This is a genomic window from Arthrobacter sp. BE255 (assembly GCF_031457335.1).
In the GTDB taxonomy this organism is placed as follows: Bacteria; Actinomycetota; Actinomycetes; order Actinomycetales; family Micrococcaceae; genus Arthrobacter.
Map to the genome: position 1 here is coordinate 386,466 of NZ_JAVDWK010000001.1, position 25,369 is coordinate 411,834.

The following is a 25,369-nucleotide window of genomic DNA, read 5'->3' on the forward strand; positions in this document are numbered from 1 at the left end:
TCCGGCCGCCCAAGGTCACCCTGGACCGGGCTGCTTAGCTCTTCGGCTGGTCCCCGTCGGTTCCGCCGTCGGGGCTGCCGTCCGTGCCGGTGGAGCCGGAGTCGTCGGTGTCTGTGCTTCCGGCCTCATCCGTGCCCTGTCCCGGTGCGGTGTCGAAGCCTCCGCTGAGCAGCTTCTGCAGGGCGTCGTCGACTTCGCTGTCGCTGGCCTCCGCCAGCTTCCGGCGGCCGCTGAATCCCAAGGGATCGTCCAGGTCCTCGGCAGTGGGAAGGAGATCGGGATGCTGCCAGATGGCGTCCCGTCCTTCGATGCCGCGTTCCTTCTTAAGGGCCGCCCACAGGGTGGCGGCTTCGCGCAGCCGGCGCGGGCGCAGTTCCAGGCCCACCAGGGACGAGAACGCATGCTCGGCAGGGCCACCGGTGGCGCGGCGCCGGCGGACGGTTTCCCGCAGGGCGCCCGCTGACGGCAGGAGCTTCTCCGTGGCGGCGGCGGTAAGTTCATCCACCCAGCCTTCAACCAACGCGAGTGCGGTCTCAAGCTTTTCCAGGGCCTGCTCCTGTGCGGGCGTCCGCTGGGGCATGAACACGCCCTGGGAGAGTGCCTCCTGGATGCCTTCGGGGTTGCTGGGGTCCAGGTCCCGTGCCAGCTCTTCAATCCTTGACGTGTCGATGTGGATGCCGCGGGCGTAGGCCTCGATCGCGCCCAGCAGGTGGCCGCGCAGCCAGGGAACCTGCACGAAGAGGCGCGCGTGGGCTGCCTCACGGACGGCCAGGAACAGCCGGATGTCGTTCTCCGGCAGGCTCAGGCCTTCGCCGAACTTGGCCACGTTGGCCGGAAGCAGGGCCATTTCCAGGTCCGCAAGAGGGACCCCGATGTCGGTGGAGCTGACCACTTCAGCGGAAAGTGCGCCGATGGCCTGCCCCAACTGCATGCCGAAAATCGCACCGCCCATGTTCTGCAGCATGGAGGAGGCGCCGCCCATCATGGACTTCATCTCCTCCGGCATCTGTTCGGTCATGGCATTGGACAGGGCATTGGCGATGCTGTTGGCGACAGGCTCCGTGAGCCGCTTCCAGGTACCCAGGGTTGCCTCCACCCATTCGGCGCGCGACCATGCCCGGCCGATCAGGCCGGTAGCAGGGAGATCCGTCACCGGGTCGAGCCAGAGCTCGGCGAGGCGCAGGGCCTCGTCCACTTCACGGGACTGCAGCGATGTCACAGACGGGTCCGCGCTGCTGGCAGCGACCCGGCGGGCGTTCTCATGGGCCAGCTGCCAGTTGACGGGTCCCTCGGAGGGCGCGCTCATCATGGCCTGGACCTGGGAGAACATCTGGGCCAAAAGGTTGGGGTCGTCAGGCAGGCCGGCGGCCTTCGCGAGTTCGGCGGGGTCGATGTTTTCCATGCCCTTGCCGCCCATAAGGTTCTGCAGCATTTCTGCCAGCGGATCCTTGGGAGCGTCATCGCCGTTGGACGGATTGAGTGGGTTGGAGGTCATGATTACGCCGATCGTCGGTGTGACTGTTGATCAACTTCACGGTACCCCGGGCAGCGGCGGCTGTCTGCCGCGCAGCGGCGACGTTCGCTGTAGGCAAAGAGCTTGCCTGCTGCCGGGACGCGTAATGTTGGATGGGTGACTACGACCCGTGGCGACCATCCTCCCGAGGACCGTGCAACCGAGCCCGACGCCGGCACGTGGCCTGCCGACCAAGCGCCGGGCACATCGCGCGTGGACAGCCCGGCTTCGCACGGCCCCGAACCTTACGACTCCATGGTTTCGCTCCGTCCAAGGCGCCGCGGCAAGAAGGTTTCCCTGATGATGGTCTCCGGCGTGGCGGCCCTGGGCCTTGGCCTCGCCGCCGGGACGCTGCCCGTTCCGTATGTTGTGGAAAAACCCGGCCCCACGTTCAACACGCTGGGCGAGTCCCATGGCGCACCGGTCATCAGCGTTACGGGACGCGAAACCTATCCGGCCGCCGGGAACCTGGACCTGACCACCGTTTACGTTGACGGCGGCCCTAACGGCCCGGTCAGCATCTTCGGTGCGTTTGCAGCGTGGCTGGACCCGTCCAGGTCGGTGTATCCGCAGGAACTGATCTACCCCGTCGGCACCACCAGGGAGCAGGCCGAGGAGCAGAGCTCCGTGGCCATGACCACGTCCCAGGAGAACGCTGTTGCATCGGCGCTCAACGAGCTGGATATTCCCTTCAGCCAGGAACTTCAGGCGGCGGGACTTTCCAACGGTTCCCCGTCCGAAGGAAAGATCGAGCAAGGAGACGTCTTCCGGTCCATCAACGGAAAGCCCATCACCGCGCTCTCCGTCATCCAGGACGAACTTGCCGCCGGCAAAGGCGCACCCGTCACCGTGGTCCTGGACAGGGGAGGGCAGCCCGTGACCCAGACCATCTCGCCGATGGACAACGGCGAGGGCCGCTACATCCTGGGCGTGATGCTCAAGTACAAATTCACTTTCCCCCTTGACGTGAAGATTTCCCTTGACAAGGTGGGCGGCCCGAGCGCGGGCATGATGTTCTCCCTCGGCATTATCGACAAGCTGACGCCCGGGGACCTCACGGGCGGCAGGCACGTGGCCGGCACCGGCGAGATCACTCCGGACGGCAAGGTGGGACCCATCGGTGGAATCGCCCAGAAGATGCAGGGCGCAAGGTCGGCCGGGGCCACCCTGTTCCTGGCGCCCGCCGCCAACTGCGACGACGTAACCGGGCACATTCCCGACGGTTTGCAGGTAGTAAAGGTGGAGAATCTCGCCGAGGCGCGTGACGCCGTCGAACTCGCCGCGTCAGGGCAGGACACCTCCGGTCTTGCGGCCTGTACCAGCAACTAGACTGAGGCAGGAACTAAGCTTTACTGCCACTCGTGGCAGATATGACGGACGTTGCCATTCGTTTGACCGGTACCGGACGTCGTTCGCACGCACGCTTCGAATGTTAATCTGACGACCAGCTATGAGGTACCGAGTTTGTCCCGTCCTGCCAGCCCCATCCCGCCCGGAAGACCCCCCTCAAGACGAGGTGCCCTGACACCCACGCTCGTTGTTGTCGCCCTCGTGGTGGTGGGTTTCATTTTCTTCGCCAATGTGTGGACTGATGTTTTGTGGTACCGGCAGCTTGGCTTCTTCGAAGTGTTCCTGACGGAGAACCTGGCGCGGATCGGTATCTTTGTCGCCGGTTTCGCCATCATGTTCGCCGCCGTGTTCTTCGCCATCCGGATCGCCTACCACGCGCGGCCGGTCTATGCGCCAGACTCCGAGATCCGTGACAACCTGAACCGCTACCAGGCCCAGCTTGAACCGGTCCGCCGCGTGGTCATGCTCGGGCTTCCCATCCTCTTTGGCCTTTTTGCCGGCAGCGCCGCGGCCAGCCAGTGGCAGAAGGTCCTGCTGTTCTTCAACCAGGAACCTTTCGGCCAGCGGGATCCGGAATTCGACATGGACCTCAGCTTCTACCTGATGACCCTCCCGTTCCTGGGATTCGTCACCGGGTTCCTGATCAGCGTGGTTGTGGTGGCCGGCATCGCCGGGATCCTCACCCACTACCTGTATGGAAGCATCCGCCTGATGGAGCGCGGCGTTTTCACCAGCCGCGCGGCGCAGATCCACCTCGCCGTCACCGGCGCTGCCTTCCTCCTGCTGCTGGGAACCAACTTCTGGCTGGACAGGTTCGCCGCACTGCAGAGCAACGGAGGACGGTGGGCCGGTGCGCTGTACACCGACGTCAGTGCCGTCATTCCCACCAAGGCCATTCTTGCGGTGGCAGCCGCGCTGGTCGCCATCCTCTTCATCGTCGCCGCGGTCATTGGCCGCTGGCGCCTGCCGGTGATTGGCACCGCAATGCTGATCATCACCTCCATCCTGGCCGGCGGCGTGTACCCCTGGGTGATCCAGCAGTTCCAGGTCCGGCCCTCGGAAGAGACGCTGGAGAAGGAATTCATCCAGCGCAACATCGACAACACGCGCGCCGCCTACGGCCTGGACAAGATCCAGGTGGACCGGTACGACGCCACGAACACCGCCACCACCGGGGCACTCGCGCCGGACGCGCAGACCACGGCCAACATCAGGCTCCTCGATCCCAACCTGATCTCGGACGCCTTCTCCCAGCTGGAACAGTACCGCCCGTACTACCAGTTCCCCGAGGCCCTGAACGTCGACCGCTACGAAGTGGACGGCAAGGTCCAAGACACCGTCATCGCGGTCCGCGAACTGAATCCGCAGAACGTGGCTGAGAACCAGCAGAGCTGGCTGAACCAGCACGTTGTGTACACCCACGGCTACGGCGTCGTTGCAGCGAAGGGCAACAAGTTCACCGTTGACGGCAAGCCCGAATTCCTTCAGTCGGGTATTCCGTCCACGGGCGTCCTCGGCAACGACTCCACCTACGAGCCGCGCATCTACTTCGGCGAAAGCTCGCCCGAGTACTCCATTGTGGGTGCTCCTGACGGCTCCCCGAACCGTGAACAGGACAGGCCGTCCGGTCGCGAGGGGGACGGTGAAACCCAGTACACATTCCAGGGCAACGGCGGTCCCAACGTGGGCAGCTTCTTCAACAAGGTGCTGTACTCCATCAAGTTCCAGTCCTCGGACCTGCTGCTCTCGGACGGCGTGAACGCGGAATCGCAGATCCTTTACGACCGCAGTCCGCGCGAACGGGTGGAGAAGGTGGCCCCCTACCTGACCGTGGACGGGAACGCCTATCCGGCAGTGGTGGATGGCCGCGTCAAGTGGATCGTGGACGGCTACACCACCAGCCAGTACTACCCGTACTCGCAGCAGGAGCAGCTCTCGGACGCCACCGCTGACACGCAGACCACGTCGGGCCGTGCCGTCGCACTGCCCAACAGCACCGTCAACTACATCCGGAACTCGGTCAAAGCCACCGTGGACGCCTATGACGGGTCGGTGACCCTGTACGCCTGGGATGACCAGGACCCGCTGCTGAAGTCCTGGCAGAAGGTTTTCCCGACGTCGTTGAAGCCGTTCTCGGAGATGTCCGGCGACGTCATGAGCCACGTCCGCTACCCCGAGGACCTTTTCAAGGTCCAGCGCCAGCTGCTGGGCAAGTACCACGTGACGGATCCGTCCAGCTTCTACAAGACCAACGACGCCTGGAGCGTGCCGGCCGACCCGACCGTGGACACGGACGTCAAGCAGCCGCCGTTCTACATGTCGCTGCAGATGCCGGACCAGGACAAACCGGCGTTCCAGCTGACGTCCTCCTTTATCCCGCAGATCGTCAACGGAAATGCCCGTAACGTCCTCTACGGCTTCCTGGCGGCGGATTCCGACGCCGGCAACCAGGCCGGGGTCAAGGCTGACAGTTACGGCCAGCTGCGGCTGCTCCAGATCCCGCCGGAGACGCAGGTCCCCGGCCCGGGCCAGGCGCAGAACAAGTTCAACTCGGACCCCACGGTCTCGCAGGCGCTGAACCTGCTGCGCCAGGGCGCCTCGGATGTGCTCAACGGCAACCTCCTGACGCTCCCGGTGGGCGGCGGAATCCTGTACGTCCAGCCTGTCTACCTGAAGTCCACGGGTGAAACGTCGTATCCCACGCTGCAGCGCGTGCTGGTGGCCTTCGGTGACAAGGTCGGGTTCGCGCCGACGCTGGACGCGGCGCTCAAGCAGCTGTTCGGCGGGGACTCCGGTGCTTCCGCCGGCGACTCCGACAACAACGGCCAGACGGCTCCGACACCAGGCACCACGCCCCCCGCCGGTGCTGACGCGAAGGCAGAGCTCAAGGCGGCCCTGGATGAGGCAAGGGCCGCCATCCAGGCGGGCCAGGCAGCCCTGGCAGCCGGCGACTTCGCGGCCTACGGCGAGCAGCAGAAGAAGATGGCTGCAGCCCTCCAGAAGGCCGTCGATGCGGAGGCCAAGATTCCGGTGACAGCGCCTGAGCCGGTGCCGTCGCCCACGGCCACCCCGTCGGGCAGCCCCACGCCGTCACCCTCGTCAAGCAACTGACGGGCACCTGACTGGATCCGCCGGCCCGGCCGCACTCCGCAGGGAGGGTGGCCGGGCCGGCGGCGTTAACGGCCCGGGGCGTCATCCCGGCGGCGTCCGCAAGGGGCGGGAGGGGGGCGAGACGCAGATCACGCCATCTCGATTTGGCCTCCTGTTCACCCGGCGGTAGAGTTGTTCTTGCGACGCGGGGTGGAGCAGTTCGGTAGCTCGCTGGGCTCATAACCCAGAGGTCACAGGTTCAAATCCTGTCCCCGCAACTGACGGAAAGTCCGGAACTTGAAACGGTTCCGGACTTTCTGGTTTAAGTGCCGCCTGGGTCGGAGGTTGCCGGGCGACGGATGACGGGGCAAAAAAGGGCCGGATATTGGGTGTGGATTTTGCGCCGGCGAAACTAGGGTAGTGTTGATCAAGCGACGCGGGGTGGAGCAGTTCGGTAGCTCGCTGGGCTCATAACCCAGAGGTCACAGGTTCAAATCCTGTCCCCGCAACCAAGTGAAGGCCCCGGCCGGCAGATATGCCGCCCGGGGTCTTCTTTTTTCTTTGATTGCTGGTAGTTCCTAGTATTCTCTTTCGCAGGGCCTCAGGTATTTGAACCACAGGCCAGTCATTCTTGAGAGGAATGTTCTTCGATGTCCACACCCACCAAAAAGTCCGGTACTGCGACGGGCAAGCGGAACAGACTCTACTGGGGTGTTCCTGCTGCCCTTGTGGCGCTGGTGCTGGTGGTGCTGCTCGCCAGGTGGCTGAGGGAGCTGCCGGCGGTCTCATCCTTCCTCACGGACTACCCGGGCCATTCAGACCTCCCCGACGGCGCCCCCGTAGGATTCCCTGCCTGGCTTGCCTGGCAGCATTTCCTGAACGGGTTCTTCCTGCTGCTGATCATCCGGACCGGATGGCAGGTGCGGACCACCACCCGGCCGAGCGGTCACTGGACCCGCAACAACAAAGGCCTCATCAAAACCAAGACACCGCCCACCAAGATCACGCTTGAGCTCTGGTTCCACCTCACGCTGGACGCCTTGTGGATCATCAACGGACTGGTGTTTGCCGTCCTCCTGTTCGCCACAGGACAGTGGACGAGGATCGTCCCCACCAGCTGGGATGTTTTTCCGAACGCGCTGTCTGCAGCCCTGCAGTACGCATCATTGAACTGGCCCACCGAAAACGGCTGGATCAACTACAACGCCCTGCAACTGCTGACTTACTTCCTCACCGTCTTCATCGCCGCGCCCCTTGCCTTCATCTCGGGCATCCGGACGTCCTCCGCGTGGCCCAAGAAGGCTGCCGCGCTGAACAAGGCGTACCCGATCGAGCTGGCGCGGGCCATCCATTTCCCGGTCATGATCTACTTCGTGGCCTTCATCGTGGTGCATGTGTTCCTGGTGCTGACCACCGGAGCCCTGCGGAACCTGAACCATATGTACGCCGTGTCCGACGGCGACGGCTGGCTCGGCTTCTGGATCTTCCTCGTGTCCGTGGCCGTGATGGTGGCGGCATGGTTCCTTGCCCGGCCCATCTTCCTGCGCCCCATTGCCTCCCTGATGGGCAAGGTCAGCCGCTAAGCCCGGCCACGCAGCCGGGGGCCCGCCAGCCCTCAGGCGCGGGCTACTGGCCGTCCTTGAGCCTCTGGTAGGTCTCCAGCGCCCGCTCCCGGGACTCCGGCAGGGACACCAGGGGAGGCGGATAGGCTCCTGCCGCCCCGCCGCTCTTCCACGGTTCGTGGATGGCCTTGTCGCTCAGGCCGGCAATCTCGGGGACATACTGCCTCAGGTAGCCTCCGCCGGCGTCGAACTTCTTGCTCTGCGTGACCGGATTGAAGATCCGGAAATACGGGGAGGCATCCGCCCCCGACCCGGCCACCCACTGCCAGTTCGCCGGATTACTGGCAGCATCGGCGTCCACCAGGGTGTCCCAGAACCATTCCTCGCCCAGGCGCCAGTCTGCCAGCATGTTCTTGACCAGGAACGACGCGGCAGCCATCCGGACCCGGTTGTGCATCCAGCCAGTACGCCAGAGCTGCCGCATGCCGGCGTCGACCAGGGGGTAACCTGTCTTCCCTTGCTGCCAGGCGCCTAGCTCGGCCTGGGATGGCTCCTCCCAGGCAAAGGCGTCGAACTCCGGGCGGTAGTTGCGTGTTGCCAGCTGCGGATTGACGTAGAGCAGTTGCCAGCAGAATTCCCGCCAGCCAATCTCGGACCGGAAAATTCCGACGTCGGCAGGCGCCTGGCGCGGAAACCGCTGCCGGAGCGCATGCCACACGCGGAACGGGCTGATTTCGCCGAAGCGAAGGTGCGGGGACAGCCTGCTGGTTCCCTCGACGCCGGGCACGTCCCTGCCGGTTCCGTAGTCGGCCACGGGACCATCCAGGAAGTCCTCCAGGCGGCCGTGTGCGCCGGCTTCGCCCGGCTCCCAGGTTTCTGCCATGCCGCCGCTCCAGTCGGGCGAAGCCGGCAGCAGGGACCAGGACTCCAGCGGTTCACTGTCGGCATGCTTTTTCCGGCCCGCCGAGGCAGGGGAGGGCAGTGTGGCCGGCGCATCGAATGGCAACCGGGGTTCGCCCGAGGCGAGGCAGGCGCGCCAGAAGGGCGTGAAGACCTTGTAGGGGCCGCCGCTGCCAGTGGTGACGGTCCACGGCTCGAAGAGCAGGCTTGCCTGGAAGCTGGCGGCCTCGATGCCTGCACCGACGGCCCATTCCTTGATGCCTGCATCCACAGCCCGCTCCGGACCACCGTAACGGCGGTTCCAGAGGACATGGGACGCGCCGGTTTCGTGGACCAAATCCCGGATGATCCTGGCTGCTGGTCCCCGCCGGAGGACCAGGGCGGATCCGGCATCCTCCAGGTCGGCGGCAAGGGATGCCAAGGAATGGTGGAGCCACCAGCGGACTGCGCCGCCGAGGGGCCGGATGCCGTCCGATTCCTCGTCGAGGATGTACACGACTGTCAGGGGCAGGCCGAGTTCTGCGGCCCGGGCCAGCGCCGGATTGTCATCCAGGCGAAGATCATCACGGAGCCAGACAATGGACGAAGCGGCAGGGGAGGACATGGCTTCCACGCTACACACATCCACCCGGAGCCGCGTGGGCGGGTTGGCCGGGTTTTCGCGGACGGCGAAGGCCGGGGTTCATCCTGAACCCCGGCCTTGAGCCTGCCCGGCGAGTCCGGGCACGTGGTACTTACAGCTTGTCGAAGTCGGCTTCGTCCACCGTGGACTCGGCACCGGCTCCGGCAGCCGAGGCGCCGATGGCGGGCTTGGCGGCGCCGCCGGACTTCAGCGCAGCAAGGCGTGCTTCGATTTCGACCTGTTCGCCGAGGTCCTCAAGCTGGTTGAACTGTGCGTCCAGGCTGGACTCGGCAAGTTCCTGCTGGCCCCTGACCTTCGCCTCTTCCCGGCGGATCTTTTCCTCGAACCGGCCCACCTCGGAGGTGGGGTCCATGAAGTCGATGCTCTTGATGGCGTCGTGGACCTGTGACTGGGCTGCCGCTGTCTTGGAGCGGGCCACGAGTTCATTGCGCTTGCTGGTGAGCTCGTTGAGCTTGCCTTTCATCTGGCCAAGGCCGGTCTTGAGCTTGTCCACCACTTCCCGCTGTGAGGCGATGCTGGGCTCTGCGCCCTTGGCCTCGTTCTCGGCTGACATCTGGCGCTGCAGGGCCACCTTGGCCAGGTTGTCGAACTTTTCGGCGTCTGCGGCGTGCCCGCTGCCGCGGTACTCGTCGGCCTTGCGCGACGCCGCGAGGGCTTTGTTGCCCCAGTCGCGGGCGTTCTTCACGTCTTCGTTGTAGTCGTCCTCGAGCATGCGCAGGTTGCCGATGGTCTGCGCCACAGCCGATTCGGCTTCGGCGATGTTGTTGGTGTAGTCCCGGACCATCTGGTCCAGCATCTTCTGCGGATCCTCAGCGTTGTCCAGCAAGGAGTTGATGTTTGCCTTTGCAAGCTGCGCGATGCGGCCGAAAATGGACTGCTTAACCATGGTGTTACCTTTCGTCCTGCTCAGTGGTGGCCACTGAAATCAGTGAACAGTTGTTGTACCGCTATCTATACGCCGGGCGGCTCGTTCCACCCGGTGCCTAGTCTTTCGGGCTCAGAAGTCTCCGCCGCCGCCGGAATCGCCGCCCCAGCCGCCGCCGGAGTCGCCTCCGCCGAAGCCGCCGCCGTCGCCTCCCCAGCCGCCGCCGTCGCTGTGCCCGCCACCCCAGCCGCCGCCGCTGCCGCCGTTGAGGATGGAGTTGATGAGGATGCCGCCAAGAATTGCGCCGCCGAGGCCGCCTCCGCCTCCGCCGCCGCCGAACATGCCGCCCCGGCCGTAGCCCTGGTTGGCATAGCCGTCGAAGTGGTCGACGTCAGCCTGGGCAAGCTGGGCCGCCTGGGCTGCGAGGGCATGCGCCTGCTGCGCGTAGGTGAGCGCAGTGACCGGATCGTTGCGGGAGATGGAGAGCGCATAGTCCAGGTTGCGCTGCGACTCAGCCAGGCGGGTGCGGGCTTCGGTGCCTACTCCGCCGCGGCGGGCTGTGATGTAGTCCGACGTGGCGCTGATCTGTGCCTGGGCAGACATGATGGTCTGCTGCAGCGAAGCCTGGGCCCGGCGGGCCTGTTCCTGCTGGTCGCGGATCCCGGTGAGCGCCTGGTCCAGGGACTGGTGGGCCGTCTCCACACGCTGCAGCGTGGCAATAGGGTCAATCTTCCCGCCCTGGATCTCAGCCTTGACCTGGCCGAGTGCGGATTCGACGCCCGCTACCGGTCCGGCCAGTTCGGGGTGGGCCCCGGACTGGATCATGGCCCGTGCCTGTGCAAGGTCCTGGGAGGTATCCACGACGGCCGCCTCCAGGCCGTTGCGGGCCTCATCCAGGCTGGTGGAGACCTTGGAGATCGCGTCGAGGAGAACGTTGGTCTGATGCAGGCTCTCTTCGGATGCGCGGACAGCCACGGCGGCGAGGCTGCCTTCACCCTCAGCCAGCTTCTGCTCAGCAGTAGCCGTGGCGTTCTGGACGAAGGCCAGCCGCTCCTTGGCCTGCGTGATGTTGTCGGAAACCTGGACCAGGGCGCTGTCGGCGTATTTGCCGCGGAGGGTGGTCAGCGACTGTTCAGCGCTGGCGATCTTTGTATCGGCTTCCTGTGCCCCCGCCTTGACCGTGGCGAGTGCCTGAGGCGCGTTTTTTTCCAGCTCGCGCAGTGAATCGAAGTCGGCCTTCTGCTCCTGCAGTGAAGCGAGGGCGGCCTCTGAACGGCGGATGATCTCGCCCAGCCAGCTGCGCTGCTGTTCTTCGGTATCGGGAATGTGGTCGTCCAGTTGCTGTTGCAGCTTGAAGGACTCGGACATGTGTCCCTTGGCTTCCTGCAGCGCCTTGGTGAAGTTGCCGACGGCGGAATCGCCATACTGGGCCTGGGCGAACATCAGCTCCTGCTCGCTGGACTTGATCGCGTCATCGGCTTCGATGAGCAGCGATCCGCTCTTGCGGCGGAGCTCCTCCACGCTGAGCGAGGCCAGCGGATCGAGTTCGGCACCCTGCGGACCGTAGCTGGCGCTGGATGCCTGGCCTGCCTTCTTCCGCTTGTTGCGGAAGTAGAGGTAGGCGCCGGCACCTCCTGCGGCTACCACGCCGGTACCAACGAGGATTGCGGTGCCTGCGCCATTTTCGGACGGGACATTGCCACTCCCGCCGCCGGCCGCGTCGCCGATGGCGGCGGCGGCATTGATGGCCGCTTTGGCGTAATCGTTATTCGCCAGCTGCGGGCCGATGGCCTTGCTCTTGATGTTTTCGATTTGGGCGTTGGTGATTTTGCTGCCGCCCTTATTCAGGACGTACTGCCTGGTCTCGGTGGCCACCGCAAAAATCAGGGCATTGGAACCAAGGCTGGCTTTTTCGGCCACCTTGTCTGACCAGGCTTCCCGATCCGTCGGGTTTTCGAATTTCTTGACAGTCACGACGTGCAAAACCATGGCGTGGTCTGTGCCAAGCTTCTTGATGGCAGCCTCAACGTCGGCTTTGTTGGCACCCAAAACTCCGGCCTCGTCCACGACTTTTGTTGCCGGATCCAGCGTCACCGGATCTTCGGCCCAGGCCGCGCCGGCGGGAACCGCCAACAAGCCCGTCAGGCCAATCACGGCGAGGATACGTTTGAACTTTGACCGCATGTGCAACCCTTCAGCACGCCTGACACCGATTCGGGACGAATCAGTCGTCTCAGAATGCAGCAGCGCCCCCACGCGTGGTGTAAAGCCGCAGGTCGCTGTGGCAATTCCTCTTGATTCTATGGTGCACCTATAAGTGCGTCCACAAGGACGAATATGCCACCAGCGAAACGAACTTCGGGGCTTGTGAAGGGCCAGGCACAGGCATTCAGGAAGCTCCCAGCCAACGTCCGCATTTGTTCCAGCCAGGGGGTTCATAGTTAATGGCAGACGAGGATGAAAGGAAGTCCAATGACTGAGAACCCAACGCCAGGTGCAGCACCGGAACCCCGGGATCCGCGGCATCCGGACGCGTCGCAGCCGGCACCGCCGGCCGGGCGCACTCCAGCGCCGCTGCACGATCCCGCGGCTGCGGCGCAGGGGGACCAGCAGGCAACCGAAGCCCTGCACGTGGACTCCGGCGCCGGTGCGAACCCCACCGAGCAGCTCCCGGGAGCCCCCCGCCCGGTCTACCCGCCACGTGAGCCTTTTTACGGCCAGCAGAACCACCAGCCCGGCCAAAACTCCGGCGGTCCATACAGCCAGAGCCAGCAGCAGTACGGCCAGCCGCAATACGGGCAACACGGCGCGCACGCGGCAGCTCCAGGGGGAGTGGCCTTGGCTCACAACCCCGCCGACGCTCCCCGCCGCAAGCCCAGCTTCGGCGTCGGAACCCTCGTGGCCAGCATCCTCGCCGCCGGCCTGGTAGGCGGCGGCGTGGCCACCGTGGGCTCAGGGAACCTCTTCGACGGCGGGAATTCCGGCGCCGTCAGCAGCAGCCAGCCTGAAACGGTCATCGTCAACAACAAGGACGACGTCAATGCCATCACCGCAGCAGCATTGAAGGCGTCCCCGAGCGTGGTGACCATCAGCGCCACCAGCGGCAGCTCAGGCGGCACCGGGTCCGGCATCATCCTCGACGACGAAGGCCACATCCTCACCAACACGCACGTCGTGACCCTGGACGGAGCGACGGCAAACGCGGCGCTTGAAATCCGCACCAGCGACGGCCGCGTCCTCACCGCCAAGCTCGTGGGCACTGACCCGCTCTCCGACCTTGCCGTCATCAAGGTGGACGACGCCTCCGGCCTCACCGCCGCCACCCTCGGTGACTCCGGCAAGCTCAACGTGGGGGACACGGCCATCGCCATCGGCTCCCCGCTGGGCCTCACCGGAACCGTCACTGACGGCATCGTCTCCACCCTGAACCGGACCATCAGCGTGGCATCCTCGGCAGCACCCAAGGAAGGCGACACTTCCCAGGGCGGCGATCAGGGCTTCCAGTTCGCGCCTCCGGGTGGCGGCCAGAGCCAGCAGACAACGGACCAGGGCTCCATCTCCATCAACGTAATCCAGACCGACGCGGCCATCAACCCAGGAAACTCCGGCGGCGCGCTGGTCAACAGCAAAGGTGAGATCATCGGCGTCAACGTTGCCATCGCCTCAGCCGGCTCCGACTCCTCGTCCAGCTCGTCAAGCGGCAACATCGGCGTGGGCTTCAGCATCCCGATCAACCACGCCAAGCGCGTCGCCCAGGAGATCATCGACACCGGCAAGGTCTCCCACGGCCAGCTGGGCGTCAGCGTCAAGGACAAGTCCTCCACCAGCGCTTCCTCCAGCTTCTCCGTCGGTGCCGACGTCGCCACGGTCGAATCAGGGTCGGCTGCCGCAAACGCAGGCATCAAGGTGGGCGACGTGATCACCCGCTTCAACGACCTGACCATCAGCGAACCGAACCAGCTGACGGCGGCTGTCCGCGAACAGGCTGCCGGTGCGAAGGTCAAGATCACGGTTAAGCGGAACGGCCAGGAACAGACCCTGGATGTCACGCTCGGTGCCGCAGCGGAGCAGTAAGCACCGGACCTGTTCTGCCAAAAGAAGTCCGGACGACGGCGGGAGTCCCCCGGAAGGGGGCCCCGCCGTCGTCATTTCCACGCCACGGGCAAGCCGGCTGACACAGGCGTTAACGCGACGTCACCCGGGTACTTCTATATGGTTAGCTAGGATCTACCCGTACCCCGGGCGTTCCGCGGCCATGACCTCACCCGGCTGGCTATCCACAAGCATGGAAGGCTGCTGTAAATACAGTGGAAGAGACATTGAAGATCATCGTCCTGGTCAAGCATGTGCCGGACGCGCAGTTCGACCGTCACCTCAACGGGGAGGGCTACACCACGGACCGCGGCGAAAGCATCCTGTCCGAGCTGGACGAATACGCGCTCGAAGCGGCGCTGCAGCTCGCTGAAGCCCGTGGCGGCAGCAAAGCCGGAAACCAGGTCATCGCGCTCAGCATGGGTCCCGCCGGTGCGGTGAACGCCGTCAAGAAGTCGCTGCAGATGGGCGCCACCGAAGGTGTCCACCTCACTGACGGCGCCCTGTCCGGCTCGGATGCCGCCGCCACCTCGCTGGCCCTGGCCGCCGCCATCCGCCACCTCGGCGCAGGCGCCCCCGTGGACCTCGTGCTCACCGGCATGGCCTCCACCGACGGCGAAACGTCCCTGGTGCCGGCGCAGCTGGCCGAACGCCTGGGACTGCCGCAAATCACGTTCGCGTCGACACTCGAAGTCGACGGCGCACGGCTCACCGCGCGCCGCGACGCCGACACGTACTCCGAGACCGTGGAAGCGTCCCTGCCGGCCGTAGTTTCCGTGACGGACCAGATCAACGAGCCCCGCTACCCCAACTTCAAGGGCATCATCGCGGCCAAGCGCAAGAGCATCACCACGCTGTCACTCTCCGACATTGGGGTTGACCCCGCGCAGGTGGGCCACGCGGGATCCTGGACCACGGTGACGTCGGCAGAAGAGCGTCCGCCGCGCACCGCCGGCACCATCATCACCGACGAAGGCGACGCCGGCATCAAGCTGGTGGACTTCCTGGCCGCCCAGAAGCTGCTCTAAGAGGGATCACAGACATGGCAAACGTACTTATTTTCATTGACAACCCTGGCGCGGCCCTGAAGAAAAGCAGCCTCGAACTGCTGACCCTGGGCCGTTCCCTCGGCGAAACAGCTGTGGCAGTGAACGGCGACCTCAGCGACGGCGTTTCGGCGGCCTTCGCCGAGTACGGCGTCAGCGGCGTCTACCGCCCGTCAGCCAATGACCTTGACGACTACCTCGTCGCAGCGAAGGCCGCCTACGTTGCGGCCGCGGTGCAGGCTGCCGGCGCCACCACGGTGCTCCTGGACAACTCGCCGGAAGGCAAGGAAATTGCCGCGCGAGTTGGTATCCGGCTTTCCGCTGGCGTCGTTACCGATGTTGTGGCCGTGGACCCGGACGGCACAGCGCACAAGTCCGTGCTCGCCGGTTCGTACACCACAGCCGCGAAGACCACCACGCCCGTCTCGGTGCTGACCGTCAAGGCCAACAACGTCACCCCCGAACCAGCGGCCGGCCCCAGCGCCCCGGCGGTTGCCACGGTTGACGTGCCCGCTGACGGCACCGCCACCGCCGCGCGCGTCACCGCCCGCGAGCAGAAGGTGGCCAGCGGCCGCCCCGACCTCACCGATGCGCGCATCGTGGTGGCCGGCGGACGCGGCGTCGACGGCGATTTCGGTCCGGTTGAGCAGTTGGCTGACGCCCTCGGTGCGGCCGTGGGCGCCTCCCGCGCCGCCACGGACGCCGGCTGGATCAGCCATGACGCCCAGGTGGGCCAGACCGGCAAGACGGTATCCCCGCAGCTGTACATTTCAGCGGGAATTTCCGGCGCCATCCAGCAGAAGGCCGGCATGCAGACGGCCAAGGTCATTGTTGCCGTCAACAAGGATGCAGAGTCCCCGGTCTTCGAGATCGCCGACTTCGGCATCATCGGCGACCTCTTCGACGTCCTGCCGCAGGCCACGGAAGAAATCAAGAAGCGAAAAGGCTGACCCTTGACCACTCCTGCTGTTTCAGCACAGAGCCCGTTCAACCCGGCAAAGCACCGGGTTGGGCGGGTCCTCTGTTTCGCAGCCCATCCTGACGACATTGACTTCGGTGCGGCCGGCACCATCGCTGCCTGGACGGTGGCGGGGGTGCAGGTCAGCTACTGCATCATGACCGACGGCGATGCCGGCGGCTTCGATCCCGCCGACCGGTCCGAAATCATCGCCCTGCGTGCGGCGGAACAGCTCCGGGCGGCAGAACTCGTCGGCGTTTCGGATATCCACTATCTGCACGAGCGGGACGGCTACCTGGAACCGTCGCACGAAGTGATGAAGGGCGTGGTCAGGCTCATCAGGGCGCTGCGGCCCGATGTGGTGCTCGCCATGCATCCGGAGCGCAACTGGAAGCGGATCCAGAAGAGCCACCCGGACCACCTGGCCGTCGGCGAGGCCGTCACCCGCGCCGTCTACCCTGCCGTGGAGAATCCGTTTGCCTATCCGGAGCTTGCCGAGGCCGGGCTGGAAGCCTATAAGCTTCCCTGGCTCTGGCTCTACGCCGGTCCGGAAGAGCGGGAGAACCACTTCGTGGACGTCACGGACCACGTGGACAGCAAACTGAAGGCCATCAACGTCCACGTCAGCCAGCATCCGGATGTTGAGGCGATGGAGGCGGCCGTGCGCAACGGGATGCACATCAATGCCCGGCGGGCCGGACTGCCGGGGGACCGCAGTGCCGAGGCGTTCCACGTTGTCGCGGTCAACGGACCGGGAACAATCGCCGGCTTTTAGCACCTGACGCGGAACTGACCTGCTCCGGCAATTTCTGTCACAAAAAGCCCGCGGCGCCCTCCTGGGAGGGCGCCGCGGGCTTCTTTGCCTTCAGCGAGCCGAAGCCAGGGGCCGCTTAGGTGCTGAGCGGCGCGGCGGCGACTGTGGGGAAGGTCGGGGAAGCCGAGCCACCCACAGGCTCCACTGTGATGCCGAGGGCAGCAGCGGAAGCGATGCCCTTCACCACGGCAGGCTTTGACAGCGCTGCTTCGTCCATCAGGCCCTGGGAAACGGGCGCCGAACCGTCCTTCGGGATCAGCCACATCTGGTACACCTTGCCGGCCGGCGGTGCGGGCACACCATTCATCTTGACCACCACTGCGTCCCTGGAGGACGAAATCAGGACCGTTGCGGTTCCGCCGGCGGACACAGGCACTGAGGCCTCGCGGACGTCACCGGCCCGGATCACCTGGTTCAACGGATCGTTCTGGTCCGCGACATAGGCGCCGACGCCCACTCCGCCGAGCGCGATCACGGCCGCCGCGGCGACACCGGCGAGCCACCGGCGCGCACCGCCGGGCCGGCGTCGGTCTTCCCGGCGCTGCCGGGCTGCGGCGAGCTCGTCACCGCCCGCCCCAGGGGCTGGCTGATGGAGTGGCGCCGCCGGAGCGGCGCCTGGCGCGTGGGCGCTTCCGGAACCCTGGGCCGGGAGCTGGGCAACGATGCGTGCAAAGAGGTCCGACGGCGGTTCCTCCTCTGCGGTGAACGTCACGGCCAGCGTTTCCCTGGCCTGGCGCACACGTTCGTGGAACGTCGCGCGCTCGGCGTCCGGGGCGGAGGAGATGTACTGGTCAATGGCCGAGCGCTCCGCGTCAGTCACAGCATCAAGGGCGTACAGCTCGGCCAGGTCCACTGCACGGCCCGAGGCAAGGTCCACCGATACGGTGTCGCCGAAGGTGCCGCGGCGGCTGTTTCCCTGATTGTTCATCTCTGTCATCTCAACTCACCCCCAGACATGTCTTCAAGCGGATCAGTCCGTCGCGGATGCGGGACTTGATGGTTGGCACTGCAGCGTTCAGCCGCTCCGCAACCTCCCTGTAGGTGAGGCCGCCATAGTAGGCGAGCCGGACGGATTCCTGCTGTGTGTCCGTCAGTGTTTCCAGGCACCGGACCACCGCCTCGGCCTCAAGCCTGCTGCCCACTTCATCGGAAACAGAGTCGTGGTCGATGTCCTGGCTGCTCGCCCCGTACCGGGCTTCCCGGTCCGTGGACGACTGCGAGGACCTTACCTTGTCCACGGCACGGCGGTGCGAGATGGTCATCAGCCACGACAGCGGACTGCCGGCGTCCGGGTTGAACTTCGCCGCGATCTGCCAGACCTGGAGGAAGACTTCCTGGGTGGTGTCCTCGCTGAGCTCGGGATCGATCAGGACCCTGCGGGCCATGCCGAATACACGGCGGGATGTCAGCTGGTAGAACTCCGCGAAAGCAGCCTGGTCGCCCTGGGCAATACGGCCCAGGAGGGCGGCGAGGCGTTGGCTGATGTCCGCTGGTGAATCTGTCACTGCGGCCGGGGCCTCGTAGTTTGGCGCGTTGGGAGTTTCCATCACTACCAAGCATAGGTGTCCGCGGGTTGCTTCAGGAGCAGCCCTGCCGGGGTTGTCGCAGGCGGCGGAGGAACCGGAGCGGTCCGCGGGCCTTGCTGTCTCCAGTGCTCTCACCTGCCGCTCCTTGTCCGCCGTGGATGTTCTCAGGAGTGATTCGGTGCAGGTGCGCGGGCGGATTGGCGCCATGGGAAATTTCTCCCTGGCCGTGCCCGGACGCCGGGGAGCCGGCAAGAAGGGCGGGTCAGGTTTTGGCGCCCGCGAACCCTTGCTGCCGCCACGCCTCGTAAACTGCGATGGAGGCTGCATTCGCCAGATTCAGGGACCGCAGGGCCGGGAGCATGGGGAGCCGGACCGTGGACGTGACGTGTGGATCCCGCTTGAGTTCCTCCGGCAGCCCTACGGATTCCTGGCCGAACATCAGGACATCGCCGGGCTGGTAGGCGATGTCCGTGTAGCTGGCGGTTCCGTCAGAGGTGAATGCGTACACACGCTCCGGCTTGAGGGCGTTCCAGGCGTCGTCGATGCTTTTATGCACCGTCACCACGGCGAGGTCGTGGTAGTCGAGGCCTGCCCGCCGGAGTTTGGCATCGGAAAAATCGAAGCCCAAAGGTTCCACCAGGTGCAGCTCGGCGCCGGTTATGGCTGCCAGCCGGATGGCGTTGCCGGTGTTGCCCGGAATTTCGGGGGAGTGGAAGAGGATGCGGAACACCATCCCATCCTAGTCACTGCCGCCCTTGGTAAATGCCGTCAGTGCATGCCCCGCAGGAGCCGGGCGAGCACGGAAACATTGACGGTGTTGGGTGCCGGGCCCGAGGACAGGAACTGTTTGAGGCCGCGGACCAGCCCGGCCGCGTTGACCACCTGGACAGTTTCGTGGGCACCGGCGGACCGTCGGTGCCGGTCGATGACAGGCTCGTGCAGGTTCCCGTCGGGGCTGTGCACTACCGTCCAGCCGGTGACATTGAGTTCGGGGAAGATGTCCTGCATGGCGCGGACCACGTGCGCCAATTGTGGCGGTGGGATGGAGCGTCCGCCGTGGTTGAGCGTGCTGCCGTCCCAGGCGTAGGCGCCCTTGGGCAGGAGCATGGACCCGATGATGGCCAGGCGGTAGCCGGACAGCAGCGCGTGGTCGATGTGGCTGTTGTCTGCCGGTGACTGCAGCCCGTTGATCAGCCGTGCGGCCGGAATGGCTGGCAGGATCTGCCTGCTGACCAGCTGCACAGTCCGCATTTCGCGCTGGATGCGCGCCTCGGCCCCGAAGATGCCGCGTTTCCGGGGCATGCCGTGGACCTGTTGGCTGGCCTGCGCAAGCGGGATCAACGGCACCACCCCGGCCGCCTCGAATGCAGCAAGGTCATAGGGCGGAACGTAGACCGGCGGGTCGCCGGCGGTGTTGCGGGGAGTGTTGGGGCGGTGCACCGTGGCGGACGCGTGGCTACCGGCAGCGGGCGCATCAAAGTGCGGACCGGCATCGCCGTTCCCGGCACCGCCCCCGGTGCCTGCGGCGTAGGACCGGTCGTAGGCGCTTCTGCGCTTGGGATCGATGAGCGTCTCATAGGCTGCGGTCACACGCCGGAATGCGGCCGCGTCCCCGCCATGATCAGGGTGCGCCTGGCGGGCTGCGCGGCGGTAAGCAACTTTGATCTCCTTCTCGGTGGCCGTCACGGCGACACGGAGCACCTGGTAATGGGAGTTGCTGCTCTCGGTCAAACACTTGTCCTTCGGTTGGTGTGGCCAGTCCACGGCGGCACGGAGGGCCCTTGCCAGGTAGGCCAAGCTTAACGGCCCATTCTGACAACGTGCGTGCCGGCAGCCGGGGTTCCCGCGGCTGGCATAATTCAGCCCATGAGGATCGCCGTCGCCATCAACCCCCGTGCGTCCTTTGGCTCCCGGACGCACGCCGGCGCGCAGACGGTGGACTACTTCCGGGCTACGGGGGCGGACGTAGTGGAGTTGCGGGAGGCCAGCTTCGCCCTCCTGGCGTCAGCCGTCGGACGGGCGCTCGCGGATGGCGTGGATGCCCTTGTTGTGGTGGGTGGAGACGGCATGGTGCACCTCGGCGTGAACGCGCTGGCGGGCTCCGGTGGGTCGGCGTCCGCCGTCCCGCTGGGAATCGTGCCCAACGGGACCGGAAACGACTTTGCCCGGACCCTGGGACTGCCGCTGAACGACGTAGCCGCCGCCTGCAGGCGGATCACCGGCGGCATCGCTTCAGGAGGGCGTCCCGTTGACCTGGGCCGGATCACGCTGGACGGTGACTGCCGCTGGTTCGCCGGTGTGCTGTCGGCCGGTTTCGACGCCGCCGTCAACGACCGCGCGAACGGGTGGCGCTGGCCGCGCGGCAAGGCCCGCTACAACCTGGCAATGCTCAGGGAGCTGGTGGCGTTCCGGGCTATTGAGTACACGGTGACGGACTATACGGAAACGGACGACGGCGACACCTGGCATCAGCGGGCAATGCTCATTTCAGTAGCAAACGGGCAGTCAATTGGCGGCGGAATGCGGATTACGCCGGACGCCCTGCCGGACGACGGACTGCTTGACCTCTTTGTTCTCAGGCCGCTGCCCAGGGTCCACTTCCTGGCCGTATTCCCGAAGGTGTTCTCCGGATGGCATATCGGGCATCCGGCAGTTGAGATCCGCCGCGTACGGAAGGTGCGGCTGTCCGCGCTCAACGTCGTGGCGTATGCCGACGGCGAGAGGATCGGGCCGCTGCCGCTCACCGTGGATGTTGTACCCGGCGCGTTGCGCATCCTGGCGTAGGAACAATGCCTGGGACCCGCCGTCGGGCATGGGGCGTCTAGACTCTTTGATGGGCCGGGCGGAACCCCGGCCAGTGGCGCCGGGCAGCCGGCCAGGCATTGGGGTGGAATGAAACTACGCGGGACTGGGGCAACGTCCGGGACGCTGCTCACTGGAATGCTGATTGGTGCCGGCCTGCTGGCAGGCTGCAGCATCGACGTGCCGGACCCGTCGGCCCCCATTGTGGAACAGTCGGCACCCGGGCTGGCTACACCCACCATCACGCCCGGCCATGACGCAGAGGCGGTAGCGGCCAAGGACCTGCCGTTCACTGCCGGGGGCGCACTTGCGCCGGGAGTTCCGGTGGGTATCTCCGACGGGCTGAAGGAAGCCCCAGGCTGGAAGCCGGTCAAGGAAAACGTGGCGGGCGGGAACCAGTACGTGAAGACCGACGGCTGCCTCGTGGCCACCAAAGTCCGGACCAACCAGACGCCGCTGGCCCTTGCCGACGACCGCGCCTCCACAGTGGGGCTCTTTACCTACCTCGACCCCAGCATCCTCCCCAAATACCTCAAGACGGAAACCCTGCGTTGGGGCGGAAGCCCGGACAAGCCCGGCCCGCGTGTGGAAGTGCTGGTACTGGAACAGGCTGCCCCTGCGGGAGCCAGGTCAACGGCTGTTATGGCCCGCCTGTTCAGCGTTCCCGCATCGTCCATCTACATCACTGTCTCGTGCCCGGACCCGGCCACCCTTGCTGCGGCCCGGCAGGACGTGGCTGAGCGCCTGATCATCGTTCCGCCCTCGGCCTGAGCCCGCTCCTTTCCTGTGCTGTGATGCCAGGGGTTTTTCCGGTCCGGCGCACGCTGGTGAGCAGGACACCGCCCACCACCAGCAGCCCGCCCAGGATCTGGGGCACACTGATCGCAGCCCCCAGCAGGAAGGTTATGGCGGCTGTAAAGACCACCATGAGGTTGAGGTAATTGCCCGCGGTCCCGGGTGCGGTTGTTTTGAGCGCCAGGTTCCACAGCAGGTACGCTCCCAGGGACGGGAAGGCCACGATGTAGGCCAGCGACCAACTGCCCGCGGCTGTTTGAGGCAGGTGCGCTCCCGTGCCCACCGCTACCGGAATGAGGACCACCGTGGCCATGGCAACCTGAACCGCCGTGGCGGTGATGGCAGGGACTGCCAGGCGGCGGGCGAGGATGGTGTAAAGACTCCAGACGGCAATGGCAGCCAGCATCAGCAGTTCGCCCAGGTTGAAGGAAAACCTCAGCAACCTCTGGAAGTCCCCGCCGGTGAGGACGATCAGGACCCCGGAAAGCCCCAGTCCGATGCCCGCCCAGCCGAGGGCGCCCGGCCGGTCGCCCAGCATCGCAATTGCGAGGACAACAATCAGCGCAGGGTTGGCCGCCGTGATGAGCGAGGCGTTCAGCGCGGATGTGTGCTGCAGGGCGGTGTACAGGAGCAGGGTGTAGCCACCCATGCCCAGGAAACTGAGGAACAACAACGCGCGCCAGCAACGCAGGACGGCCCGCCAATCCGGCCGGTCCACCAGCTGGGCCAGGACCAGCAGCGGCAGCGCCGCGATCGCCCAGCGCCAGAACGTCAGCTCGACGGGAGTCATCGACCCTACTGCTGCCTGCCCCACCACAAAATTTCCGGACCAGAAAAGGGTGGCCAGCATCAGGTAGAGGGAGGCCTTCACCGCTCGAATCTATACCAGCGCCGGCGGCTAGAATTGGTGGGTGCCTGTTTACCTGGATCATGCAGCAACCACGCCGCTCTCAGCCGAGGCGCTGGCTGCCCTGACCCGCGAGCTGGTCCGCACCGGCAACCCGTCGTCCCTGCACAGTTCCGGCCGCCGCGCCCGCCGCTCGGTGGAGGATGCGCGCGAAACGATTGCGGCCGCAGCCGGGGCGCACCCCTCCGAAGTCATTTTTACGTCCGGCGGCACGGAAGCTGACAACCTGGCCGTGAAGGGCCTGTTCTGGTCCCGGGCCGCCGGGAACCCTGCCCGGCGGCGCATCCTCTGCTCCGCCGTCGAGCACCATGCAGTGCTGGACACCGTGGAATGGCTGGAGCGGCACGAAGGTGCAGACGTCACCTGGCTTCCGGTGGACAGCGAAGGCGTCGTCGACCTCGCGGTCCTGGAGGCCGAACTTGCGCGGTCCCCGGAAACCATCGCCCTGGTGAGCGTGATGTGGGCCAACAACGAGGTGGGCAGCATCCAGCCGATCCCCGAAATTGTTCAGCTGGCCCACGCCGCCGGTGTGCCGGTGCATTCAGACGCGGTCCAGGCCTTTGGCTCGCTGCCCATTAACTTCAAGGCCTCCGGACTGGACGCGATGAGCGTTTCCGGACACAAGATCGGCGGTCCTGTGGGAGTCGGGGCGCTGCTGCTGGGCCGCGCGGTGAAGCTGACCCCCGTCCAGCACGGCGGCGGCCAGGAACGGGACGTCCGGTCCGGAACCCTGGACACGGCTTCCATCGCCGGCTTTGCCGCGGCGGCCGGGGCAGTCACGGCAAGCCTTCCCGCGGAATCAGCCAGGATCTCAGCCCTCCGGGACCGGCTCGTCGACGGCGTGCGGCAGCTCATCCCGGAGGCCGTCCTCCGTGGTGCCGACGGAGCAGGACGCCTCCCCGGCAGCGCGCACTTCACCTTTCCCGGCTGCGAAGGCGACTCCCTGCTGTTCCTGTTGGACCTGGCCGGGGTTGAATCTTCCACCGGTTCTGCCTGCACTGCCGGCGTGCCACGGCCCTCGCACGTGCTCCTTGCCATGGGCCTGGACGAGGAAACCGCGCGCGGTGCCCAGCGGTTCAGCCTCGGGCACACGTCGACCGAAGCCGACGTCGACGCCCTCCTCGCTGCCCTCCCTGGTGCATATTCCAGGGCACGCGCTGCCGGGATGGCCGGGCACGAATCCTCCATCCAGACCGCCGGGACGGTGGCGCGTCAGGCCTCCGGCAGGAGCTGATCGAGCCCGGCTGACCCGTCCGCCAGGCGGTCGGCGCTGACCGGGGTGCGGCCGGAGATCAAGGCCTTGATGACCTTCTGCGCACCTGGCCGGGCCTGGTGCGGCCAGTTGACGCTCATGCCGGCCACCACCCGGGAGTCACGCTGCCAGAAGGCAATGAACTCCTTGCGCTCCAGCGAACCGCGGATCACCGGGTCCGTCCCGGCCGCCAAATCGGGGAACCCCGAGTACTCCATGCTGACGTCGAACTGGTCGGTGTAGAAATAGGGGATGGTGCTGAGGGTGGCGTCCTGGCCAAGCATCGCCTTGGCGGCCACCTTGCCTCCGTTTAGGGCGTTGGACCAGTGCTCGCTGCGGTAGTGCTTGCCGGTGAATGGGTGCAGGGCATTGGCCACGTCGCCCGCGGCGAAGATCCCCGGCTCGCTGGTCCGAAGGGAAGCGTCGGTAAGGATTCCGTTGTCCACCTCCACGCCGGCCGTGAGTGCGAGACCGGTGTTGGGCAGGACGCCCATGGCGAGCACCACGACGTCCGCGGGAATCAGCTCGCCGCTGTCGGTCACCACGCCGGAGACGGCACCGTCCTTTCCCACGATTTCACGGGCGGACGCGGGCAGCCGGAAGCCCACGCCGTGGGATTCATGGAGCGATCGGAAAAAGCGTCCCAGGTCCGGCCCGATGGCGCCGGCCAACGGAATATCCTCGAGGCCGAGCAGGGTGACGTTGTTTCCGTAGGTCGCCGCCGCTGCTGCCAGCTCCATGCCGATCCAGCCGGAGCCAACCATCACCACGTTCTTCCCGCCGCGCTCCAGTTTTCGCCGCAGCCGACGGCTGTCGTCCAGGGTCCGGAACGTGGATACACCCGGCAACTCGCTGCCTGGCAGCGGAATCGTGCGCGGGGCGGCCCCTGTGGCCAGCAGCAGTGAGGTGTAGGACAGCGCCGTCCCGTCGCTCAACAGCACCGTTCGTTCCGCAGGCCCGATGCTGGTGACCGTCGCGCCCAGGCGGAGGTCGACGTCGTTCTCCGCGTACCAGCCCGGAGGCACCACCGGGACTTTGTCCTCTTCCTCCCTGCCGAGCAGGTATTCCTTCGAAAGGGGCGGCCGCAGATAGGGGTGGTGGAGTTCGCTGCCAAGGAGGACGATGGCCCCCGTGTAGCCCTCGGACCGGAGCGTCCGGGCGGCGGTGGCGCCGGCCAGGCCTCCACCTGCGATGACGATGTTTCCGAGAGTGTGTCCTGCAGCCATGGTCCGCGCGCCTCCTGACGATCCGGTA

20 protein-coding genes and 2 tRNA genes are annotated in these 25,369 nt (G+C 66.0%); 12 read left to right on the forward strand and 10 right to left on the reverse strand.

Annotated elements, in window-relative coordinates:
• Window positions 1–34: 34 nt before the first annotated feature.
• Window positions 35–1,495 (reverse strand): zinc-dependent metalloprotease, encoded by a 1,461-nt coding sequence (locus tag J2X42_RS01840; protein WP_310161590.1) that lies wholly within the window; start codon window positions 1,493–1,495, stop codon window positions 35–37.
• Between the two features lie 273 nt (window positions 1,496–1,768).
• On the opposite strand from J2X42_RS01840, the gene J2X42_RS01845 reads away from it, so the two are divergent.
• From J2X42_RS01845 to J2X42_RS01865, 5 genes are all read left to right on the forward strand, one after another.
• A complete protein-coding gene (locus tag J2X42_RS01845; protein ID WP_310162148.1) occupies window positions 1,769–2,842 on the forward strand; it encodes a S16 family serine protease in 1,074 nt (357 codons plus the stop codon).
• A gap of 135 nt (window positions 2,843–2,977) precedes the next feature.
• Window positions 2,978–5,974 carry a UPF0182 family protein gene (locus J2X42_RS01850; protein ID WP_310161592.1) on the forward strand — a complete coding sequence of 999 codons (2,997 nt, stop codon included), beginning with the start codon at window positions 2,978–2,980 and terminating at the stop codon, window positions 5,972–5,974.
• 183 nt (window positions 5,975–6,157) lie between these two features.
• Window positions 6,158–6,231, forward strand: a tRNA-Met gene (locus J2X42_RS01855).
• A gap of 157 nt (window positions 6,232–6,388) precedes the next feature.
• Window positions 6,389–6,465: transfer RNA gene (locus J2X42_RS01860), tRNA-Met, on the forward strand.
• Between the two features lie 138 nt (window positions 6,466–6,603).
• Entirely contained in the window at window positions 6,604–7,536 is a 933-nt protein-coding gene (locus J2X42_RS01865) for a cytochrome b/b6 domain-containing protein (protein WP_310161595.1), read from the forward strand.
• A gap of 43 nt (window positions 7,537–7,579) precedes the next feature.
• Here the strand turns inward: J2X42_RS01865 and J2X42_RS01870 are convergent, their stop codons facing one another.
• From J2X42_RS01870 to J2X42_RS01880, 3 genes are all read right to left on the reverse strand, one after another.
• Window positions 7,580–9,019: a deoxyribodipyrimidine photo-lyase gene (locus J2X42_RS01870; protein ID WP_310161597.1), complete on the reverse strand. Its 1,440-nt coding sequence runs from the start codon at window positions 9,017–9,019 to the stop codon at window positions 7,580–7,582.
• Between the two features lie 130 nt (window positions 9,020–9,149).
• Complete coding sequence (locus tag J2X42_RS01875) at window positions 9,150–9,944, reverse strand: PspA/IM30 family protein (protein WP_310161599.1); 795 nt, start codon at window positions 9,942–9,944, stop codon at window positions 9,150–9,152.
• Between the two features lie 111 nt (window positions 9,945–10,055).
• Window positions 10,056–12,107: a TPM domain-containing protein gene (locus tag J2X42_RS01880; protein WP_310161601.1), complete on the reverse strand. Its 2,052-nt coding sequence runs from the start codon at window positions 12,105–12,107 to the stop codon at window positions 10,056–10,058.
• A gap of 288 nt (window positions 12,108–12,395) precedes the next feature.
• On the opposite strand from J2X42_RS01880, the gene J2X42_RS01885 reads away from it, so the two are divergent.
• The 4 genes from J2X42_RS01885 (at window position 12,396) to J2X42_RS01900 (ending at window position 16,794) form a co-directional block, all read left to right on the forward strand.
• Window positions 12,396–13,997: a trypsin-like peptidase domain-containing protein gene (locus J2X42_RS01885; RefSeq protein WP_310161603.1), complete on the forward strand. Its 1,602-nt coding sequence runs from the start codon at window positions 12,396–12,398 to the stop codon at window positions 13,995–13,997.
• A 245-nt stretch (window positions 13,998–14,242) separates the two neighbouring features.
• Window positions 14,243–15,043, forward strand: a complete 801-nt coding sequence (locus J2X42_RS01890) for an electron transfer flavoprotein subunit beta/FixA family protein (protein ID WP_310162150.1) — start codon at window positions 14,243–14,245, stop codon at window positions 15,041–15,043.
• Window positions 15,044–15,057: 14 nt separating this feature from the next.
• Window positions 15,058–16,011: an electron transfer flavoprotein subunit alpha/FixB family protein gene (locus tag J2X42_RS01895; RefSeq protein ID WP_310161605.1), complete on the forward strand. Its 954-nt coding sequence runs from the start codon at window positions 15,058–15,060 to the stop codon at window positions 16,009–16,011.
• A 3-nt stretch (window positions 16,012–16,014) separates the two neighbouring features.
• Complete coding sequence (locus tag J2X42_RS01900) at window positions 16,015–16,794, forward strand: PIG-L deacetylase family protein (RefSeq protein WP_310161607.1); 780 nt, start codon at window positions 16,015–16,017, stop codon at window positions 16,792–16,794.
• Window positions 16,795–16,909: 115 nt separating this feature from the next.
• Here the strand turns inward: J2X42_RS01900 and J2X42_RS01905 are convergent, their stop codons facing one another.
• The 4 genes from J2X42_RS01905 to J2X42_RS01920 all read right to left on the reverse strand — a co-directional run bounded on the left by J2X42_RS01905 (window position 16,910) and on the right by J2X42_RS01920 (window position 20,090).
• Complete coding sequence (locus J2X42_RS01905; RefSeq protein WP_396134001.1) at window positions 16,910–17,761, reverse strand: anti-sigma factor domain-containing protein; 852 nt, start codon at window positions 17,759–17,761, stop codon at window positions 16,910–16,912.
• A 10-nt stretch (window positions 17,762–17,771) separates the two neighbouring features.
• Window positions 17,772–18,380: a sigma-70 family RNA polymerase sigma factor gene (locus tag J2X42_RS01910; RefSeq protein WP_310161610.1), complete on the reverse strand. Its 609-nt coding sequence runs from the start codon at window positions 18,378–18,380 to the stop codon at window positions 17,772–17,774.
• Between the two features lie 241 nt (window positions 18,381–18,621).
• Window positions 18,622–19,089 carry a tRNA (cytidine(34)-2'-O)-methyltransferase gene (locus J2X42_RS01915; protein WP_131131886.1) on the reverse strand — a complete coding sequence of 156 codons (468 nt, stop codon included), beginning with the start codon at window positions 19,087–19,089 and terminating at the stop codon, window positions 18,622–18,624.
• Between the two features lie 38 nt (window positions 19,090–19,127).
• The gene (locus tag J2X42_RS01920; protein WP_310161613.1) at window positions 19,128–20,090 is read right to left on the reverse strand and encodes a J domain-containing protein; all 963 of its coding nucleotides are present in this window, start codon (window positions 20,088–20,090) and stop codon (window positions 19,128–19,130) included.
• A gap of 135 nt (window positions 20,091–20,225) precedes the next feature.
• Between J2X42_RS01920 and J2X42_RS01925 the strand changes: the two genes are divergently transcribed.
• The gene (locus J2X42_RS01925; protein WP_310161614.1) at window positions 20,226–21,143 is read left to right on the forward strand and encodes a diacylglycerol kinase family protein; all 918 of its coding nucleotides are present in this window, start codon (window positions 20,226–20,228) and stop codon (window positions 21,141–21,143) included.
• Between the two features lie 156 nt (window positions 21,144–21,299).
• Window positions 21,300–21,932, forward strand: coding sequence for a hypothetical protein (locus tag J2X42_RS01930; protein WP_310161615.1), 633 nt, complete (start codon window positions 21,300–21,302; stop codon window positions 21,930–21,932).
• Here the strand turns inward: J2X42_RS01930 and J2X42_RS01935 are convergent.
• Window positions 21,910–22,827: a DMT family transporter gene (locus J2X42_RS01935; RefSeq protein ID WP_310161618.1), complete on the reverse strand. Its 918-nt coding sequence runs from the start codon at window positions 22,825–22,827 to the stop codon at window positions 21,910–21,912. The two genes, J2X42_RS01930 and J2X42_RS01935, sit on opposite strands and share 23 nt — an antisense overlap.
• A gap of 40 nt (window positions 22,828–22,867) precedes the next feature.
• Between J2X42_RS01935 and J2X42_RS01940 the strand changes: the two genes are divergently transcribed.
• Window positions 22,868–24,097 carry a cysteine desulfurase family protein gene (locus J2X42_RS01940; protein WP_310161619.1) on the forward strand — a complete coding sequence of 410 codons (1,230 nt, stop codon included), beginning with the start codon at window positions 22,868–22,870 and terminating at the stop codon, window positions 24,095–24,097.
• Here the strand turns inward: J2X42_RS01940 and J2X42_RS01945 are convergent.
• On the reverse strand, window positions 24,076–25,341 hold the full coding sequence (locus J2X42_RS01945; protein ID WP_310161621.1) for an FAD-dependent oxidoreductase: 1,266 nt from the start codon (window positions 25,339–25,341) through the stop codon (window positions 24,076–24,078). The genes J2X42_RS01940 and J2X42_RS01945 overlap by 22 nt on opposite strands.
• Between the last annotated feature and the right edge of the window lie 28 nt (window positions 25,342–25,369).